The organism is Streptomyces sp. R-74717 (genome assembly GCF_047305335.1).
GTDB classification, from domain to species: domain Bacteria; phylum Actinomycetota; class Actinomycetes; order Streptomycetales; family Streptomycetaceae; genus Streptomyces; species Streptomyces atratus.
Genome location: NZ_CP102361.1, coordinates 8,203,201 through 8,217,418 on the forward strand (window position 1 = coordinate 8,203,201; position 14,218 = coordinate 8,217,418).

General features: G+C 69.4%; 17 protein-coding genes, 1 pseudogene and 1 riboswitch. Of the genes and pseudogenes, 10 read left to right on the forward strand and 8 right to left on the reverse strand.

The features are described 5' to 3' along the window. Positions 1–80: 80 nt before the first annotated feature. The 3 genes from NRF20_RS37700 to NRF20_RS37710 all read right to left on the reverse strand — a co-directional run bounded on the left by NRF20_RS37700 (position 81) and on the right by NRF20_RS37710 (position 2,117). Entirely contained in the window at positions 81–554 is a 474-nt protein-coding gene (locus NRF20_RS37700; protein ID WP_398630786.1) for a C40 family peptidase, read from the reverse strand. 3 nt (positions 555–557) lie between these two features. Further along, a riboswitch (cyclic di-AMP (ydaO/yuaA leader) is annotated at positions 558–730 on the reverse strand. A 435-nt stretch (positions 731–1,165) separates the two neighbouring features. After that, a complete protein-coding gene (locus NRF20_RS37705) occupies positions 1,166–1,474 on the reverse strand; it encodes a hypothetical protein (protein ID WP_398630787.1) in 309 nt (102 codons plus the stop codon). 7 nt (positions 1,475–1,481) lie between these two features. Next, the gene (locus tag NRF20_RS37710) at positions 1,482–2,117 is read right to left on the reverse strand and encodes an ATP-dependent Clp protease proteolytic subunit (RefSeq protein WP_398630897.1); all 636 of its coding nucleotides are present in this window, start codon (positions 2,115–2,117) and stop codon (positions 1,482–1,484) included. Between the two features lie 93 nt (positions 2,118–2,210). On the opposite strand from NRF20_RS37710, the gene NRF20_RS37715 reads away from it, so the two are divergent. Further along, the gene (locus tag NRF20_RS37715; protein WP_093893440.1) at positions 2,211–2,495 is read left to right on the forward strand and encodes a type II toxin-antitoxin system Phd/YefM family antitoxin; all 285 of its coding nucleotides are present in this window, start codon (positions 2,211–2,213) and stop codon (positions 2,493–2,495) included. An 83-nt stretch (positions 2,496–2,578) separates the two neighbouring features. Here NRF20_RS37715 and NRF20_RS37720 read toward each other — a convergent pair. Then, positions 2,579–2,857, reverse strand: a pseudogene (locus tag NRF20_RS37720) (ABC transporter permease); the annotation flags it as partial. 28 nt (positions 2,858–2,885) lie between these two features. Here NRF20_RS37720 and NRF20_RS37725 point away from each other — a divergent pair. The 8 genes from NRF20_RS37725 to NRF20_RS37760 all read left to right on the forward strand — a co-directional run bounded on the left by NRF20_RS37725 (position 2,886) and on the right by NRF20_RS37760 (position 9,874). Continuing rightward, complete coding sequence (locus tag NRF20_RS37725) at positions 2,886–3,506, forward strand: TetR/AcrR family transcriptional regulator (protein ID WP_398630788.1); 621 nt, start codon at positions 2,886–2,888, stop codon at positions 3,504–3,506. Between the two features lie 138 nt (positions 3,507–3,644). Then, positions 3,645–3,947, forward strand: coding sequence for an urease subunit gamma (locus NRF20_RS37730; RefSeq protein WP_189280153.1), 303 nt, complete (start codon positions 3,645–3,647; stop codon positions 3,945–3,947). Positions 3,948–3,962: 15 nt separating this feature from the next. Next, positions 3,963–4,274, forward strand: coding sequence for an urease subunit beta (locus tag NRF20_RS37735; protein ID WP_266363700.1), 312 nt, complete (start codon positions 3,963–3,965; stop codon positions 4,272–4,274). Beyond that, a complete protein-coding gene (locus NRF20_RS37740; protein WP_413754020.1) occupies positions 4,267–5,988 on the forward strand; it encodes an urease subunit alpha in 1,722 nt (573 codons plus the stop codon). The genes NRF20_RS37735 and NRF20_RS37740 overlap by 8 nt, the downstream gene beginning before the upstream one ends. A gap of 13 nt (positions 5,989–6,001) precedes the next feature. Beyond that, entirely contained in the window at positions 6,002–6,664 is a 663-nt protein-coding gene (locus NRF20_RS37745) for an urease accessory protein UreF (protein ID WP_398630790.1), read from the forward strand. A 27-nt stretch (positions 6,665–6,691) separates the two neighbouring features. Next, entirely contained in the window at positions 6,692–7,369 is a 678-nt protein-coding gene (gene ureG / locus NRF20_RS37750; protein WP_398630791.1) for an urease accessory protein UreG, read from the forward strand. After that, positions 7,366–8,139, forward strand: a complete 774-nt coding sequence (locus NRF20_RS37755; RefSeq protein ID WP_398630792.1) for an urease accessory protein UreD — start codon at positions 7,366–7,368, stop codon at positions 8,137–8,139. The genes ureG and NRF20_RS37755 overlap by 4 nt, the downstream gene beginning before the upstream one ends. Positions 8,140–8,296: 157 nt before the next feature. Next, positions 8,297–9,874 (forward strand): alpha/beta hydrolase, encoded by a 1,578-nt coding sequence (locus NRF20_RS37760; RefSeq protein ID WP_398630793.1) that lies wholly within the window; start codon positions 8,297–8,299, stop codon positions 9,872–9,874. Positions 9,875–9,949: 75 nt separating this feature from the next. Here the strand turns inward: NRF20_RS37760 and NRF20_RS37765 are convergent, their stop codons facing one another. Then, positions 9,950–10,999 carry an NAD-dependent epimerase/dehydratase family protein gene (locus NRF20_RS37765; RefSeq protein ID WP_398630794.1) on the reverse strand — a complete coding sequence of 350 codons (1,050 nt, stop codon included), beginning with the start codon at positions 10,997–10,999 and terminating at the stop codon, positions 9,950–9,952. Between the two features lie 64 nt (positions 11,000–11,063). Then, on the reverse strand, positions 11,064–11,783 hold the full coding sequence (locus NRF20_RS37770; protein WP_398630795.1) for a lysophospholipid acyltransferase family protein: 720 nt from the start codon (positions 11,781–11,783) through the stop codon (positions 11,064–11,066). 245 nt (positions 11,784–12,028) lie between these two features. Between NRF20_RS37770 and NRF20_RS37775 the strand changes: the two genes are divergently transcribed. Next, the gene (locus tag NRF20_RS37775) at positions 12,029–12,181 is read left to right on the forward strand and encodes a hypothetical protein (protein WP_398630796.1); all 153 of its coding nucleotides are present in this window, start codon (positions 12,029–12,031) and stop codon (positions 12,179–12,181) included. A gap of 580 nt (positions 12,182–12,761) precedes the next feature. On the opposite strand, the gene NRF20_RS37780 is transcribed toward NRF20_RS37775, so the two are convergent. Together NRF20_RS37780 and NRF20_RS37785 are read right to left on the reverse strand one after the other, a co-directional pair. After that, positions 12,762–13,403: a GntR family transcriptional regulator gene (locus NRF20_RS37780; protein ID WP_266363717.1), complete on the reverse strand. Its 642-nt coding sequence runs from the start codon at positions 13,401–13,403 to the stop codon at positions 12,762–12,764. Between the two features lie 49 nt (positions 13,404–13,452). Next, complete coding sequence (locus tag NRF20_RS37785; protein ID WP_398630797.1) at positions 13,453–14,199, reverse strand: SDR family NAD(P)-dependent oxidoreductase; 747 nt, start codon at positions 14,197–14,199, stop codon at positions 13,453–13,455. Positions 14,200–14,218 lie beyond the last annotated feature (19 nt).

Consider the following 14,218-nt stretch of genomic DNA (forward strand, 5'->3'; position numbering starts at 1 on the left):
GACGAGCGGGTCAGCGGCGGAGACCAGGGCCTGTCCCTCGGATCACGGCCGGGGCGCGGGCCCGGTCCGCCGGACAGGCATCAGCGGACCCGCCCGTAATAGACGCTCTTCGTCCAGATCTTCTCCAGCCGGACCACCGCGCCGGTCCTCGGCGAGTGCCAGATCCTGCCCTTACCGGCGTAGATCCCCACGTGGTAGATGCTGCGGCCGTAATGGAAGAAGACCAGATCGCCGCGTTGCCGGTGCGAGGCCGAGATATGGCGGGTCTTGTTGTACTGCTGCTGGGCCGTGCGCGGGAGCTTCTTGCCCGCCTTTTTGAACGAATAGACCGTCAGACCCGAGCAGTCGAAGCGGTTGGGGCCGGTGGCCCCCCACCCGTACGGCGATCCCTTCTTCGAGGCGGCGATGTTGAGTGCCTTCATCGAGAGGGTCGCTGCCTGGGCTTGGGGCGTGGCGCCCGGGGCAAGCATGGTGCCGCCGACGGCGGCCAGTGTCAGAACCGAGGCCGTGCCGGCCCGGGCGAGCAGAGACGGGACATGAACCTGCGCAGTCATGCGCAACCCTTCGTCAGCCGCCTGTGAAGGATGACCTGTCGGGTTCGGGCTGGCGAAGTTGCCCGGCCGCGCTCGGCGGCTTCACCCCGAGGGTCGACCGGTGTTCCGGTCGACCCGTTGTGCTCGGGTCCTCCACTCCTGCCGATCCACTTCTGTCGACCAGGCATCCGGACGGCGGCAGGACTCGGCGTCCGCCCGGACCGCCCCGCCGCGGTGGCGGGGGCTTGTCGTCCCAGGGATCTTGACGTACCGACTGCCGGATTTCCGAGGGGAAACGACGATGTGTGAGTCTCCTCACGAATGACCCGTTCGGGTGGGGGTGATGATTTCGAAGACCGTGCACGTCACTCGGACCGGTCTCGTACCAGGGGTGGAATGAAAGATTCCGATCACTGTCCTCGCGAAAAAAGCAAGTTGAGATGTAGCTCGCGCGGGGGAACTCCTACGCCGAACGAGCTACGAATTTCGATGTGCCTGCCGGGCGTGTCGCGCAGGGGAGTTGAGCGAAGTCCGTCGGAGTCGGGGTCGGAGTGAGTTGAGCGAACCCCGTCGGAGGTGAAGGCAGGGGGAGTTGGCCGTACCCGGCCGGGGCCGGAGACGAAGTGGGCGGATCAACTCGTAGGAGCGGGGGGTACGGTGACGCGTCCGGCCCGCCGTTCCCCGTCCAGCACGCGCAGCGCCCGCGCCAAGGTGGCGGCGTGGATCTGCGCCTCGCCGCGCTCATGCATCAATGCGAGGGCGTCCCGCAGCGCGCCCGCCCGTGAGGCCAGTGCCTGCGCGGCGCGCAGTGCGCCGTAGGTGTCGCTGCCGCGGGCCGGGTTGATCCGGCCCAGTTGGTCCAGGACTTCGAGGTAGCAGTCGATGAACTCCCCCTCGGCGCGCGTCAGTGCGGGGAGCGGCGGCAACTCCGGTGGCTGCATCGAGCGTTCACCTCGCGCTGCGCGGCGGGAGCGACGATTTCCGGTTCTCCATGATGTGGTCCACCAGACCGTACGCCTTGGCGCCTGCCGCGTCGAGGATGAGGTCACGCTCGATGTCGGTGGCGATCTGCTCTGCGCTGCGGCCTGTGTGACGGGCCAACAGAGTGGTGATCATATTGCGGACCCGTTCCAATTCCTGTGCCTCGATCTCCAGATCGGACGGCTGGCCCTGAACCGGCTCGGTGAGCTCGGGCTGCTGCACGACGACCCTGGCGCCGGGCAGTGCGTGCCGCCGGCCGGGAGCGCCCGCGGCGAGCAGCGCGGACGCGCAGGAACCGGCCTGGCCGAGGCAGTAGGTCTCCACCTCGCAGGTGAGGTACTGCATCGTGTCGTAGATCGCGGACATGGCTGCGAACGAGCCGCCGGGGGAGTTGATGTAGAGCGAGATGGGCCGGTCCGGGGCGTCGTGTTCCAGATACATGAACTGGGCGATCAGGTCGGTGGCCGCGGTGTCGTCGACCGGCGTACCGAGGAAGACGATCCGTTCGGCGAGCAGCTTGGAGTACGGATCGAGGGTGCGGGTCCCGTTGGTCGTGCGCTCGGTGAACTCGGGCAGCACGTAACGGGCGGTGGGGCGGAACAGCATGGCGTTGCCTTTCCTCCGGGGTCTGTACGGGGATCTGCACAAGCATCTGTGGAAAATGTACAGGACGTACAGAAGGTTATGATGGGGAGCATGGCCTACGAGATTCCGGTGACGCAAGCCCGAGCTGAGCTCGCCGAACTGATCAACCGCGTTGTCTACGGCGGCGAGCGAGTGGTCGTGACGCGGCACGGCAAGCCGCTCGTGGCGCTCGTTTCGGCTGCTGACCTGGAGCGACTCGAAAACGACGAGGCTGCTGCCGAGGAGCAGGTGATCAGCTCGGTCTCCTCGATCGGCTCCTCCGTGTCCGCTCCCGGCGAACGGCGGCGCTTCGGCATCGCGGCGGAACACAGGGGGCACCGCGAGCCGGGCAGCTGAGCGTCCCACTGACGTCCCGTAACGCGGAAATGCCGTGCAGCCCCGCCCGTTGCGGCGGGGGTGCACGGCATGCTCGAACGGGGTCAGCCCACCAGGGCCGGCTCCGGGGTGCCGGGTGCCGGCGTGGCCGGGTGCTGGGCCCGGCGTCGGCCTCCGATGAGTACCGCCGTCAGCCCGAGCGCCGCCCACAGTGTGAGCGTGAGCAGCGCACCGCCCGCACCGCTGCCGTCGAAGAAGGCGACCGACCGCAGCAGTGAGCCGCCCGCACCCGGCGGCATCAGCTGTCCGATCGTCCCGGTCGGCCGGGGCAGCAGCTCGGGAGCGCTGGTCACGCCGGAGAACGGGTTTCCGAGCAGCACCATGAAGGAACGTTCGTTTTAGGTTTGCGATATGGCCCGTGTATCTCAGGAACACCTCGACGCCCGCCGTCGGCAGATCATCGACGGCGCGGCGCGCTGCTTCGCGCGCGACGGCTTTCACGGCACGTCGATGCAGGGGGTGCTGCAGGAGGTCGGCCTTTCGGCGGGTGCGGTCTACCGCTACTTCAGCGGGAAGGAAGACCTGATCGCGGCCATCGCCGATGAGGCGGTCGGCGGCGTCAGGCGGGCGTTCGAGGAGGCCGCCCGTGTTTCGCCGCCGCCTCCGCCCGATGTGCTGATCGGCCGTGTTGCCCGCTCGCTGCTCGAAGGTACCGGGCGGGGCATGAGCCGACAGGCCTATGCCGGGCTGATCGTGCAGGTGTGGTCCGAGACTCTGCGCAGTGAGCGGCTGGCTGCCACGCTCGCCGAGGCCTTCGGGGGTTTGCGGGCGGCGTGGACGGAGCTGGTCGACGTCTACCGCGACATCGGCCTGCTCGGCTCCGATGTGTCCGCCGATCATGTGGCCCGCACGCTGATCGCCACCGCCCAGGGATTCATCGCCCAGCTGGCGATGTTCGGTGACGCCGAACCCGAAGTGCTGGAAAACGGCCTGCGCGGCCTGATGTCCATGGATCTGCAAAAGATCAGTTAACGCGCCGGAAAAACTTCGGCTCTAACGTGCAATACCTCGCCGCGAGAGACCGGTTAGATGTTCAACAGTCTGTTGACAGCGGCTAGTGTCTCGCTGCGCCCAGGGCCGGTACTGGGCACAGGACTGTGAGGTGGAAGCGTGCAACTGACCCCGCATGAGCAGGAACGCCTGCTCATCCATGTTGCTGCCGACGTGGCTCAGAAGCGTCGGGCGCGCGGACTGCGGCTCAACCACCCCGAGGCGGTCGCGCTGATCACCACCCATCTGCTGGAGGGTGCCCGCGACGGTCGTACGGTCTCCGAACTGATGGCATCGGGCCGCAAGGTGCTCTCCCGCGAGGACGTCATGGACGGGGTGCCCGAGATGATCCATGACGTCCAGGTCGAGGCCACCTTCCCGGACGGCACCAAGCTCGTGACCGTGCACGAGCCGATCGTCTGACGGGAGGTGCCACCGATGATTCCCGGAGAGATCCTGTACGGAGACGGGCCCGTACCGTTCAACGAGGGCCGGTCCGTCACCCGCATCACCGTTCTCAACGCCGCCGACCGGCCCGTCCAGGTCGGTTCGCACTATCACTTCGCCGAGGCCAACCCGGGCCTGGACTTCGACCGTTCGGCCGCCCGCGGACTGAGGCTGAACATCGCCGCCGGGACCGCCGTGCGCTTCGAACCCGGCGTGCCCGTCGACATCGAGCTCGTCCCCCTCGCCGGACGGCGCATCGTCCCCGGCCTGCGGGGCGAAACCGGAGGTGCCCTCGATGGCTGAGCTCGACCGCGCGGTCTACGCCGACCTGTTCGGCCCCACGACCGGCGACCGCATCCGGCTCGCCGACACCGATCTGCTCGTCGAGATCGAGGAGGACCGCTCGGGCGGTCCCGGACTCGCGGGAGACGAGGCAGTTTTCGGCGGTGGCAAGGTGATCCGCGAGTCGATGGGCCAGGCGCGCACCACCCGCGCCGAAGGTGCCCCGGACACCGTCATCACCGGCGCCGTGATCATCGACCACTGGGGCATCGTCAAGGCGGACATCGGCATCCGCGACGGCCGGATCACCGGGATCGGCAAAGCCGGCAACCCGGACACCATGGATGGCGTCCACCCCGATCTGGTCATCGGCCCCGAGACCGAAATCGTCGCGGGCAACGGCAAGTTCGTCACCGCGGGCGCCATCGACGCCCATGTCCACTTCATCTCGCCGACCATCCTCGACCAGGCGCTCTCCGCCGGTGTCACCACGCTCGTCGGAGGCGGCACCGGACCGGCCGAGGGCACGAAGGCGACCACGGTCACTCCGGGCGCCTGGCACCTCGCCCGGATGTTCGAGGCTCTGGAGGCCTACCCCGTCAACATCGGGCTGCTCGGCAAGGGCAACACGATGTCGGGCGACGCCATGCGCGCCCAACTGCGCAGCGGTGCCCTCGGATTCAAGATCCACGAGGACTGGGGTGCCACTCCCGCCGTCATCGACGCCTGTCTGAACGTGTGCGAGGAGAGCGGCGCGCAGCTCGCCATCCACACGGACACCCTCAACGAGGCCGGCTTCGTCGCCGATACGCTCGCGGCCATCGCCGGACGCTCCATCCACGCGTACCACACCGAAGGCGCCGGCGGCGGGCACGCCCCGGACATCATCACCGTGGTCTCGGAGCCGTACGTCCTGCCCAGTTCCACCAATCCGACCCGGCCGCACACCGTCAACACCATCGAGGAGCACCTCGACATGCTGATGGTCTGCCACCACCTCAACCCCGCCGTGCCGGAGGACCTGGCCTTCGCCGAGTCCCGGATCCGTCCCTCCACCATCGCGGCCGAGGACATCCTCCACGACCTCGGGGCGATCTCGATCATCTCCTCCGACGCCCAGGCGATGGGCCGCGTCGGCGAGGTCGTCCTGCGCACCTGGCAGACCGCCCATGTGATGAAGAAGCGCCGCGGCCTCCTTCCCGGTGACGACCGGGCGGACAACCGCCGGGTTCGTCGTTATGTCGCCAAATACACCATCAACCCTGCCGTCGCCCAGGGCCTCGACCGGGAGATCGGTTCGGTCGAGACCGGCAAGCTCGCCGATCTGGTGCTGTGGGACCCGGCGTTCTTCGGCGTCAAGCCGCAGACCGTCATCAAGGGCGGCCAGATCGCGTACGCGCAGATGGGCGACGCCAACGCGTCCATCCCTACCCCGCAGCCGGTGATGCCGCGGCCGATGTTCGGCGCACTCGGCCGGGCGCCCGCCGCCAACTCGTTCAACTTCGTGGCGAACGCGGCCATCGAGGACGGGCTCCCCGAACGCCTCGGTCTCGGCAAGCGGTTCGTTCCGATCACCAGCACGCGCGGCGTCACCAAGGCCGACATGCGGGAGAACGGCGCACTGCCGCAGGTCCACGTCGACCCCGACAGCTTCGCCGTGACGATCGACGGCGAACCGGTCGAACCGGCACCCGCCGCCGAACTGCCCATGGCCCAGCGCTACTTCCTCTTCTGATGCGGACCATGTGATGAGTCGCGCAGCTCTGCTCGTCCTCGCCGACGGCCGGTTCCCCGCCGGTGGCCACGCGCACTCCGGCGGTGCCGAGCCGGCCGTGAAGGAAGGACGTATCCGTAACGCCGTGGACCTCGCCGAGTTCTGCCGGGGCCGCCTCCACACCACCGGACTCACGGCCGCCGCACTCGCCGCGGCGGCCGCCCACGGCCATGACCCGCTCGCGCTCGACGAGGCCGCCGATGCCCGCACCCCGTCACCCGCGCTGCGGACCGTCGCGCGAAAGCTCGGCCGGCAGCTGATGCGGGCGGCCCGCGCCACCTGGCCCAGCCCCGAACTCGCCGCGCTCGCCCGGGCCCGGCCGCGCGGCGCCCACCAGCCCGTCGTGCTCGGCCTCACCGCACGCGCGGCGGGACTCGGGCCCGAGGACGCTGCGCACTGCGTCGCCTACGAGACCGTCAGCGGACCGGCCACCGCTGTCGTCCGGCTGCTCTCCCTCGACCCCTTCGAGGCCACCGCCGTCCTCGCCCGCCTCGCACCCGAACTCGACCGGATCGCCGAACGGGCCGCCACTGCGGCGCACGGAACCATCGATGCGCTGCCCGCCGCCTCCGCCCCTCTCCTCGACATCACCGCCGAGGCGCACGCGGCATGGCCTGTCCGCCTGTTCGCCTCGTAGACCTGCAAGAACCAGGAGCCGAACACCATGCACCTCGATCACGCCCAGCACGGGCCCGCCGCCGTGAGCGCCGATGCGGCCCGCCCCGACGGCACTCGCCGCGCTCTGCGCATCGGACTCGGCGGACCGGTCGGCTCCGGCAAGACCGCGACCGTCGCCGCCCTCTGCCGGGTCCTGCGCGACCAGCTCTCCATCGCTGTGGTCACCAACGACATCTACACCCGCGAGGACGCCGCCTTCCTGCTGCGCCATGCCGTCCTGCCGCCCGAGCGCATCCAGGCCGTGGAGACCGGCGCCTGCCCGCACACCGCGATCCGGGACGACATCTCCGCCAACCTCGAAGCCGTCGAGGACCTGGAGGACACCGTCGGGCCACTCGATCTGATCCTGGTCGAATCCGGCGGCGACAACCTCACCGCCACCTTCTCCAAAGGCCTGGTCGACGCCCAGATCTTTGTCATCGATGTGGCGGGCGGCGACGACATCCCGCGCAAGGGCGGCCCCGGCGTCACCACTTCCGACCTGCTCGTCATCAACAAGACCGACCTCGCCCCCTACGTCGGCTCCGATCTCGACCGGATGGCTCAGGACGCCGCACAGCAGCGCGGGCCGCTCCCCGTGGCCTTCACCTCACTCACCTCGGAGGAAGGTGTGGGGCCGGTCGCGGACTGGGTGCGGGGGCAGCTCGCCGCCTGGATCGCATGAGCGTCCAGGCCACCGCCCGGATCACCGCGGTCCTCGACAGCCGGGGCGTCACCTCGCTCCCCGTGCTGGAGAGCGACGGGCCGCTCGCCCTGCGCCGGACCCGGGCCGTGAACGGCCCGAACGCCCGTGTCACCGTCGTCGGCGCCATGAGCGCGCCGCTCGGCGGCGACCGGCTCGCCATCGAGACACAGGTCGAGGAAGACGCCCGGCTCACCGTCGACTCGGCCGCGGCTACCGTCGCCCTGCCCGGACCGGGAGCGGCTGCCGGACCCGCCACGTACGACATCAGGTTGAACGTGGGGGAGCGGGCCGCGCTCTGCTGGCTGCCGGAGCAACTCGTCTCGGCGCACGGCAGCGTCCTGCACATGACCACACGGGTCGAACTCGCCCCCACCGCACGGCTGGTGCTGCGCGAGGAGCAGATTCTCGGACGCCACGGCGAGAGCACCGGCACCCTCACCAGCCGCCTCACCGTGCACCGCGCCGGCCGTCCGCTGATCGACCAGCAGGTGGCGTACGGGCCGGGAGCACCCGGCGGCTGGGACGGCGCCGCAGTCCTGGGCGGCCACCGGGCCGTCGGGCAACTCCTCGTCGTGGACCCGTCGTTCGACGAAAAATGCCCCGAAGCGCGCCTGCTGGGGCCGACCGCCGCCCTCACACCACTCGTCGGTCCGGCTGTGCTGGTGACAGCGGTCGCCCCCGATGCACGCCTGCTGCGCAGGGTCCTGGGCGACGCACTGAGCGACGTACTGGACACCCCGGCGGGGTGAATACCGCTCAGCGGGACACGGGTGTCCGGTTATCGATTCGGTAAAGAAGTGAGTGTGTGGCCTGTTCTCAGGAACCTCACAGACGACAAGATCCGCAGGAGGTCTCGAATGAACTGCGCCGCCACCGGCGGCGCTTCAGATATGGGGGAGGTTCCACTTGAGACGCACAGCAGTGCTCGGCTCGGCCGGCGCTCTGATCGCGGGCACGCTCATAGCGGGCGCGGTGACCGCACCGGCGGCCACTGCCGAAGGTCGTCACCACCAAGGTTCCGAGGCGCGTGGCGTTCAGGTCGCCGCGGCACGGGCGGCCAGGTCCGGCATCGACTGGAAGGACTGTCCGGCTGACTGGGCCCTGGCCAAGCCGATCAAGTGCGGCTGGGTGACCGTGCCGCTCGACTACGGCAGGCCCGACGGCAAGCAGATCAAGCTCGCCGTCGACCGGCACGTCAGCACCGGCACGGAGGACGAGCGACAGGGCGCTCTGCTCTACAACCCGGGCGGCCCCGGCGGTTCGGGCATGGCGTTCCCGAAGCGCATCATCAATCAGACCGCGATCTGGGCGAACGCGGCGAAGGCCTACGACTTTGTGGGCTTCGACCCTCGGGGCGTCGGCCACTCCGCGCCGATCTCCTGCATCGACCCCCAGGAGTACGTCAAGGCCCCCAAGGCCGACCCCGTACCCGACTCCGAGGCCGACAAGCGCGCCCAGCGCAAGCTCGCGGCCGAGTACGCGGACGGCTGCGCCGAACGCAGCGGCGACATGCTGCCGCACATGACCACGCCGAACACGGCACGCGACCTGGATGTCATCCGCGCCGCCCTCGGTGAGAAGCAGCTCAACTTCCTGGGTGTCTCCTACGGCACCTATCTGGGCGCGGTCTACGGCACGCTCTTCCCGACCCATGTCCGCCGCATGGTCGTCGACAGTGTCGTCGACCCGGCGAAGGACAACATCTGGTACCAGGCCAACCTCAACCAGGACATCGCCTTCCAGGGGCGCTGGGACGACTGGAAGGCATGGGTCGCCGAGAACGACTCCGTCTTCCACATCGGCAACACCCCCGAGAAGGTCGAGCAGGCGTGGCTGAAGCTGCGCGCCGCCGCGAAGCAGAACCCGATCGGTGGTGTCGTCGGCCCCGCCGAGCTCATCGGCTTCTTCCAGAGCGCGCCCTACTACGACTCCAGCTGGGCGCGCGTCGCCCGGACCTGGAGCGACTACCTGGGCGGCGACACCCAGGCGCTGGTCAAGGCCGCCGGACCGACCATGTCGGACATCGCGGGGAACATCTCTTCGGAGAACGGCAACGCCGTGTACACGGCGGTCGAGTGCGCGGACGCCAAGTGGCCCACCAGCTGGCAGAAGTGGGACCGCGACAACACCCGGCTGCACAAGGACTACCCGTTCATGACCTGGGCCAACGCCTGGATGAACCTGCCCTGTGCGACCTGGTCGGCCAAGCAGCAGACCCCGCTGAACGTGAAGACCGGCAAGGGCCTGCCGCCGGTGCTGATCGTGCAGTCCACGCGTGACGCCGCCACCCCGTACCAGGGCGCTGTCGAACTGCACAAGCGCTTCAAGGGCTCGCGCCTCATCACGGAGCGGGACGCCGGTTCGCACGGTGTCACCGGCCTGGTCAACCCCTGCATCAACGAGCGGGTGGACACCTACCTGCTCACCGGCAGGACCGACCGCAGCGACGTGACGTGCGCCCCGCACGCCACACCCAAGCCGTAACGGTCACACCTCACGGGCACGGGCGGCCGGTGGCTTCGAACCACCGGCCGCCCGTTCTCGCGTACGGGCTCCGCCTCAGGCCTTCCGGTCGTACGTCTCCAGCCAGGCGTCCTCCGCCGCGTAGTCGAAGAGCTTCTTCCCGTATGCCCGCAACATGACGGGAAAGGCCTCCGTCCAGTCCTTGCCCTCCAGTTGCGCGCCGATCCACTCGACCGTTTCCGGAAGCGACTCCACATAGCCCGTCACCGGCCGGTACCCGAGTTCCCGCTCGGCGGCCGTCATGTCGTACACGATGGGATGGGCGGCGCTCCACGGCGTCGAGCCGACGCCGTCGTCCCCGGGTGCGCCGGCCATCAACAGGGTCTCGGTCCTCCGGCCGAGCACCGCGTCGACGGCCTCGCCGATCTCCGCGACCGTCGGCGCCTGCGGATCCCCGGCATTGAGCACCCGCGAACCGGGCCGCCCGGCGGCGAGCCGGATCAGCTCGGCCAGGTTGGATACATGGACCGGGTGGAAACGGGACGTCCCGCCGTACGAGAGGACCCGCCGTCCCCGGCCGTCCAGGAGCCGCTTCACGAAGTACAGCTCTCGGGGCGAGCGGCAGTACGCCCCGTGAATCGCCCCCGCACGCAACAGCGTCACAGGCAGCGCGTCCCCCGCCGCGAGCAGATCCTGCTCCAGCTGTATCTTCCGCGTCCCGTACGTGGCATCGCCGGCCGGCACGGTGCGCTGTGTCTCCGGGACCGGCACGGGGTACCGCGGAGCTCCGTCGGGCTCGCCCTGTGTGTCGAAGCTGCGCCCCTGATCGTCCTCGTACACCGCACCGCTGGAGATGACCACCGCCGAACCGATCAGATCCGCGAGGCCGGTCAGCTGCCGGGCGTGATCCGCGCCGTACGCGACCATGTCGACCAGTACGTCACAACCGTCACCCAGCGCCGCCGCCAGCGCCCCGTCCTCGTCCCGGTCGAGAGCCGTCGTGCGCACCGCGCCGTCCCACCGCGTGTCCCGGCCGCCGCCGCGTGAAGCGGCCGTCACCTCCCAGCCGTCCTCGACGAGGGCCTGCACGGCCACCCGTCCGATCTGTCCCGTCGCTCCCAGAACCCATGCGCTTCCCCTGCTCATGAGAGGCACGCTAGGACGAGGTCGTCGCCCGGACCAGTGGAGTTCACCCAGCGCGGATTCGCCGTCAGCGTCGCAGCTTCGGGAACTTCTTCGACTGCCCTGCCTGCTCGGCCTGCGCGGCCTTCACCTTGGCCGCGTACTCGTCGACGTACTCCTGTCCGGAGAGGCCGAGAATCGCGTACATGATCTCGTCGGTGACCGCCCGGATCGCCGCCTTCTGGTTCTCCAGACCTGCGTAGCGGGAGAAGTCCAGCGGCTCACCGAAGCGGATGGTGACCCGTTTGATGCGTGGGACGACCTGTCCCGGCGGCTGGATCTCGAACGTACCGACCATCGCGCACGGCACCACCGGCACCTGCGCCGTGATCGCCATCACGGCCACGCCGACCTTGCCCTTGTACAGCCGGCCGTCGTGCGAACGGGTGCCCTCCGGGTAGATCCCCAGCAGCTCACCCCTGCTCAGCACCCCGAGCCCTTCGCGGATCGCCGCCTGCCCCGCGTCCTTGCCGGACCGGTCCACCGGAATCTGCCCGATGCTGTGGAAGAAGGCGGCGGTCAGCCGCCCCTTCACCCCCGGTCCGGTGAAGTACTCCGCCTTGGCGAGAAACGTGATGCGCCGTTTGAGGATCACGGGCATCAGGAAATGGTCGGAGAACGACAGATGGTTACCGGCGACGATGGCCGCGCCGTCCTCCGGGATGTGTTCCAGGCCCTCGATCCTGGGGCGGAAGAACAGCCGGAGAAGCGGCCCGAGGATGACGTATTTGAGCACGTAATAGAACACGGGGCGGCTCCTAGCTCTGCCGGATCGGCTCCAGGGCTGCATTCTGCCAGGTCAGCGGACATCTGACGGGAGGACAGCCTATGTGCGGCTGTCGTTCCGCGTAACCGTCTTTGGGCTGGTCAATGCTGACCCGGGCGGCGGCTCGACCGCCGAGCGCCGGATGCCTCCTGCCGCCGGACCGCAGGTCCTCGTCGCCGGCCCGGAACTCACCCTGCCGTGGGCCGGGGCGGAGACGGCCGCGCTGCGTGCCGCCTGCCACCCTCGACGACCCCCTCCGCCAGGAGGCCACCCGCCCCGACCTCCACCACCTCCAGCACTGGGCCGCCTTCACCCACCAGGGCAATCTGACGGCTGCGTTGGTGGGGTGCGGGGGTGGAGGCCGTGGCATCGACCGGTAGGGGTTGCGGGGTTGGACCACATCAAGTCGATGTCGTGGTCCGGGGGAACGCGGAGGCTGCTGCTACCCGAACAGCGACCGGAACCTGGCCAAGGAACTGATACGGATGGTCTCTGGGTCGCTACGCGGAGAAGGCGGGAGGCGCCGGCAGCGAGCAACGGCTTGACGCGATCCCCCTACTCCTGGGCCCGCTGCGTGCCGCCAAGGTTCTTCTTGCGCTGTGAGGCGCTGGACGCGGTATGGGCTCCGCCGGGTGCTGCTGTTCGCGCAGGTCAGCAACACCCGGCATGAAGGCCGAGCCGACTCATGACGGCCGGCGCGCGTCTCTCCGCTCGCGCATCGAACGTGGTGCGTTGGCAGGAGAGACCGGGCGAGACGGCTTCCCGGGCCGCGGTTGGGTGGGTTGGTGGCGCTGCTCTGCAGAGTCATGCGGTCACAGCCCCTGGGCCGCGCGTCGGGTCGACGGATGGGTTCCGTTTCACGGTGAGGGGACCCCGGAGGAGCCGTGCGGGTCAAGCCTTGGCGGCTCGACCCGCACCACTGCGTCTGTGCTGTCCCCGTCAGGGTCCCGCCGCCCGCGGTCAGTCCTTCAGATGCTCCAGGATCCGGTGCATCCCGCTGTTCCAGTTCTCCTTGAGCGCCGCGACGGCCGCGTCGAGGTCGCCGCGCTGCAGGCACTCGGCGATCCGCTCGTGCTCCACCGCCGAACGCTCCAGGATGTCCTGGTCGCCCAGGGCCACCCGCTCGTAGCGGTGCATCGTCACCTTCAGAGAGGTGATCAGTTTCATCAGGCGGTTGTTCGTGCAGCCGGACAGGAGCAGGTCGTGCCACGCGTCGTCGTAACGCTCTATGACGTCGTGCGGCGCCTGCGGGGCCGAGAACGCACGCGCCTCCTCAAGGAGGCGGGGGGCCGTCGCCGCCAGGTGCTCGGGATCGCTGGACTCCAGGGCGAGCGCCTCCAGCGTCGCGACGATCGCGGACAGGTCACGGAACTCCTGCGCGCTGAGCGGCGTGAAGCGGAAGCCCTTGCCGCGCTCGCTGGTGATGACGCCCTCGCGCTCCAGCGTGATCAGTGCCTCGCGCAGCGGAGTGCGGCTGACGCCGAGTTCGGTGGCCAGCTGCCCCTCGTTGATCGGCTCGCTCGTCGCGATCGTGCCGCGCCCGAGGCGCTTGATCAGTTCCTCCTTGACCTGTTCGCGCAGCGGGCGATTTTCGATTGGCATGTGAGGCTGCCCTCCCCTTCGGTCCGGTCGATTATCTGCTACCGGCGGGTCACGCGGTACCGGCGCCGTCGACCGGGATGATCGCCCCGCTCAGGAACGCCGAGGCGTCGGAGGCGAGGAACGCCACGGTCTGGGCGATGTCGCGGGGCTGCCCGATCCGGCCGAGCGGCCGGTCGGCGGCGTCGGCGTAGAACGCGTCGGAGCTCTCGCCGAGCTGGCGGGCCTCCTCGGCGAGCATCCCGGTCGCCGTGTCACCGGGGCAGACACAGTTGACGCGGATGTTGTCGGGGCCGTGGTCGATGGCCATGGCGCGGGTCATGTTGACGACGGCGCCCTTCGACGCGCAGTACGAGACGGCCCGGCCGCCACCGCGGATGCCCCATCCGGAACCGGTGTTGATGATGGAGCCGCCGCCCCGGGCCGCCATCCCCGGGATCACGAGGCGGCTCATCAGCATCACCGAGCGGATGTTCACGGCCATCACCAGGTCCCAGTCGTCCTCGGTGATCTCGCAGACCGTGGAGCGGCGGATGATGCCGGCGTTGTTGAAGAGGACGTCCACGCCGCCGAACTGCTCCTGCGCCGTGTGCACGACGGCCTCGCAGTCCTCGCGCCGTGACACGTCGCAGCGTACGAAGGTCCCTCCGGTGTCCTTCGCGGTGCGTTCGCCGCCGTCCGTGTCGATGTCGGCGATCACCACGCGCGCGCCCAGCTCCGCGAGGACCTGGGCGGTGGCGCGGCCGATTCCGGCTCCGCCGCCGGTCACGATGGCACGCTTGCCGTCAAGAGAGATCATCTTGGGCTCCTTCTGGGGG

Coding starts and splice junctions, on each gene's coding strand:
- NRF20_RS37700 (WP_398630786.1), bottom strand. CDS start 554: ATGACTGCGCAGGTTCATGTCCCGTCTCTGCTCGCCCGGGCCGGCACG.
- NRF20_RS37705 (WP_398630787.1), bottom strand. CDS start 1,474: ATGCAGCCACCGGAGTTGCCGCCGCTCCCCGCACTGACGCGCGCCGAG.
- NRF20_RS37715 (WP_093893440.1), top strand. CDS start 2,211: ATGGCCTACGAGATTCCGGTGACGCAAGCCCGAGCTGAGCTCGCCGAA.
- NRF20_RS37725 (WP_398630788.1), top strand. CDS start 2,886: ATGGCCCGTGTATCTCAGGAACACCTCGACGCCCGCCGTCGGCAGATC.
- NRF20_RS37735 (WP_266363700.1), top strand. CDS start 3,963: ATGATTCCCGGAGAGATCCTGTACGGAGACGGGCCCGTACCGTTCAAC.
- NRF20_RS37740 (WP_413754020.1), top strand. CDS start 4,267: ATGGCTGAGCTCGACCGCGCGGTCTACGCCGACCTGTTCGGCCCCACG.
- NRF20_RS37745 (WP_398630790.1), top strand. CDS start 6,002: ATGAGTCGCGCAGCTCTGCTCGTCCTCGCCGACGGCCGGTTCCCCGCC.
- ureG (WP_398630791.1), top strand. CDS start 6,692: ATGCACCTCGATCACGCCCAGCACGGGCCCGCCGCCGTGAGCGCCGAT.
- NRF20_RS37755 (WP_398630792.1), top strand. CDS start 7,366: ATGAGCGTCCAGGCCACCGCCCGGATCACCGCGGTCCTCGACAGCCGG.
- NRF20_RS37765 (WP_398630794.1), bottom strand. CDS start 10,999: ATGAGCAGGGGAAGCGCATGGGTTCTGGGAGCGACGGGACAGATCGGA.
- NRF20_RS37780 (WP_266363717.1), bottom strand. CDS start 13,403: ATGCCAATCGAAAATCGCCCGCTGCGCGAACAGGTCAAGGAGGAACTG.
- NRF20_RS37785 (WP_398630797.1), bottom strand. CDS start 14,199: ATGATCTCTCTTGACGGCAAGCGTGCCATCGTGACCGGCGGCGGAGCC.